This is a genomic window from Ruegeria faecimaris (assembly GCF_900182615.1).
In the GTDB taxonomy this organism is placed as follows: domain Bacteria; phylum Pseudomonadota; class Alphaproteobacteria; order Rhodobacterales; family Rhodobacteraceae; genus Ruegeria; species Ruegeria faecimaris.
This window is the reverse complement of record NZ_FXTE01000033.1, coordinates 1-3,191: the sequence shown is the minus strand read 5'-3', so window position 1 is coordinate 3,191 and position 3,191 is coordinate 1. Positions and strand designations below refer to the sequence as shown.

Annotated in this window: 2 protein-coding genes; both read left to right on the top strand. The window is 55.4% G+C overall.

Annotated features, from left to right (window positions below):
- The first annotated feature begins 113 nt into the window (after positions 1-113).
- The gene (locus FN806_RS20320; RefSeq protein WP_142640422.1) at positions 114-1,091 is read left to right on the top strand and encodes an HpcH/HpaI aldolase/citrate lyase family protein; all 978 of its coding nucleotides are present in this window, start codon (positions 114-116) and stop codon (positions 1,089-1,091) included.
- 25 nt (positions 1,092-1,116) lie between these two features.
- Positions 1,117-2,382 (top strand): glycerate kinase type-2 family protein, encoded by a 1,266-nt coding sequence (locus tag FN806_RS20315; RefSeq protein WP_221929509.1) that lies wholly within the window; start codon positions 1,117-1,119, stop codon positions 2,380-2,382.
- Positions 2,383-3,191 lie beyond the last annotated feature (809 nt).

Below are 3,191 nucleotides of genomic sequence, written 5' to 3'. Positions count from 1 at the left end.
CAAATGGCGAGGACGGTAACGGTGAGGTCGAGGCCAAAGTCAAAGCCGAAGTCGCAAACCTCTGCGCCAGATTCCCTATCTATCCAAACTTGTAAACTGAAGGACACCAACCCATGAGCTTTCATTCCATCGAACAGGCTCCTGCCCGCCTAAACCGTAGCGAACTCGCCGTGCCTGGCAGCCAACCCGGAATGTTCGAAAAGGCCGCACAATCGGACGTGGATGTCATCTTCCTTGATCTGGAGGACGCCGTCGCGCCGGACGAGAAAGAACAGGCCCGCAAAAACATCATTGAGGCTCTGAACGACATCGACTGGGGCAGCAAGACCATGTCGGTACGTATCAACGGGCTCGACACGCATTACATGTACCGCGACGTGGTGGATGTGGTTGAACAGGCTGGCGAGCGACTTGATCTGATCATGATCCCCAAAGTCGGCACCGCGGCAGATGTCTATGCCGTCGACATGATGGTCACGCAAATCGAGGATGCAAAGGGGTACAAAAAACGCATCGGATTCGAGCATATCATCGAAACTGCGTTAGGGATGCAGAACGTCAGTGAGATCGCGGCGGCGTCGAAACGTAACGAAAGCCTGCATTTCGGCGTAGCCGACTATGCCGCCTCGACCCGCGCGCGGACGACTATCATCGGCGGTGTTAACCCGGATTATTCCGTTCTGACTGACGCCGATACGGACGGAGGACGCCTGACCCATTGGGGAGATATGTGGCACTATGCGCTTGCCCGCATGGTTGTGGCTGCCCGCGCCAATGGTTTGCGCCCGATCGACGGCCCTTTTGGAGACTTCCAAGACCCGGACGGCTACAAAGCCGCCGCAAAGCGCGCGGCAGTATTAGGCTGCGAGGGCAAATGGGCCATCCATCCCAGCCAGATTTCACTGGCAAACGATGTTATGTCGCCGGGCGACGCCGAAGTCACCAAGGCACAACGCATTCTCGAAGCAATGGCCGAAGCCGAAGCAGCGGGAAAGGGAGCTGTTTCGTTGGATGGCCGCCTGATCGACTATGCTTCGATCCGTCAAGCGGAAGTTATGGTTGAAAAGGCCCGTCAAATCGCAGCAGCATGATCGCCTCATGACTTTACAATCGTCCATGTCTCAACGCGATTGTGCCGCCAACATATTTGCCGAAGCCATAGCCGCGGCAGATCCGGCGGTATCCCTGAGCAGACGGCTGCAATCAGCCCCATTGCCTGCGCCCAAACAGGGTGGGCGCAGCATCCTGATCGCGATTGGCAAAGCGGCCCCAGCCATGATGGCGGAAGCCTTGCAAAACGTTCAGGGTGATCATGTCGCTCTGGCCGTGACCCATTCCGAAAACCAAGCGGTCGTACCCGGTGCAACTGTGTTGAACAGTGCACACCCCGTTCCGGACGAACGGGGCCTCAAAGCCGGTCGGCAGATCATTGATCTGCTCAGCGCAGCACGCGAGCAAGATCAGATCATAGCGCTGATCTCTGGCGGGGGATCGGCCCTTGTTCCGGCACCTGTGGACGGATTGTCCCTATCGGATAAGATTGTGGTCAACGAGCTCTTGTTGTCTTCCGGATTGGACATCGTGCACATGAACCTGGTGCGCCAGCATCTGAGCCAGCTCAAGGGCGGAGGGTTTCTGCGACACGGTTCACCTGCACCGGTCACAGCCTATATTCTGTCGGATGTGATCGGAGATGACCTGCGTGCCGTTGCCAGCGGCCCCACTTCTCCACCCATCGGAACCCAAGCCGATGCCCGCAGGATTTGCATTGGGGCTGGCATCTGGAAGCGTCTGCCCCAATCCGTGCGGGACCATCTAGAACACAGCGTTCCTGAACAGACGATAGCAGTTGAAGCGACAAATCATCTGATCGGGTCGAACACGATAAGCCTTGAGGCTGCGCATCGCTGTGCGGCGCAGTTTTGTCGGGCTGAAATTGCCTCCAAAGCACTGACAGGAGACGTGTCCGACGCTGCACGTCAGATTCTGCAAGCGGCCCGTTCTGTGGCTTCCGACCGCCCGGTCGCTCTGCTTTTCGGAGGGGAGACAACCGTCCGGCTGCAGGGTGCGGGTCTTGGTGGGCGCAATCAGGAACTAGCGCTGCGCGTCGCCCAACTGGCGCAATGGGAAGCTATTCCCGGCAACTGGATTTTCCTCAGCGGTGGAACAGATGGCCGTGATGGTCCGACCCCCGCAGCGGGTGCGATTGTGGATGTGGGAACATTCGACCGTATCCGCGATGCGGGGCAAAATCCGTCCACGCTGTTAGCAAACAACGACAGTCACCGGGCATTGGGACTATCGGGTGATCTTCTGATGACTGGTGCGACCGGAACCAATGTTGCAGATATCCAAGTATTGCTGCTTGGGCCTGATGCTTGAGCGCGCGCTAAGCTTGGTGGGCATCAAGGTTGATATAGCGTCAGAGATGTCGAATTGGAGAGTAATGCCTGAATCCGTCGAGAAAGGTCCGATTCATGCGATAGTCTGATTTCAAAGCCATAAAAGAGGCGTTTATTCCATTGTCACAGGCGATGTTTTAGGCTCTGACGGAGGGATATAGGCATTATTTTTTGCGGGATGTTTGGCGTTGATCGGCGTGTAAGTATTTGTAATTTTCGTTCTAAAGTTGTTTTTTGGAGTAGGATTTGAACCTTTGGCCTTCAGGACATGATCCTGACGAGGTGAGATCGTTCAGCAAAGAGTCCGGTGGACTGTTTGTAGATCTGACGGGCGGTTCTGTTGTATTTGTTTGCGGGAGGGCGCAAACGCCGTTGTCGAACGCAGTTAAAATGCGTGATGAAAGCGTATTCTTTTTGAAAGAAGACGTTCCTCTCAATACACTTGTATGACCGCATTGAGCCCAAAGCAGCCGAATTGAAATCGCGACCTTCGCTCATTCAGCAAAACGAGCGCATTAGACACGCGCTGCATCGCAACCTAACATGCGGCCGTTGGTCGTGGCCGCAACGATGTCGGAAAGGCCTATGGCCGAGTTGCAGACGAGGTCGACTGCCGAAATCGTTCTATAAAATGCTATTTGCCAGCAACTGATTGCAATAATTTTCCGGTCTCAAGACGAGTAAATCGCGAGGGTGTCTTTGCCCCCTAAAATTGGGCCACTACTTTGGCCGAGAAGGGGGAACAAGAGATGGCTCGGAAGCGATACTCGGACGAAGACATTCTGAAGC

Coding starts and splice junctions, on each gene's coding strand:
- FN806_RS20320 (WP_142640422.1), top strand. CDS start 114: ATGAGCTTTCATTCCATCGAACAGGCTCCTGCCCGCCTAAACCGTAGC.
- FN806_RS20315 (WP_221929509.1), top strand. CDS start 1,117: ATGTCTCAACGCGATTGTGCCGCCAACATATTTGCCGAAGCCATAGCC.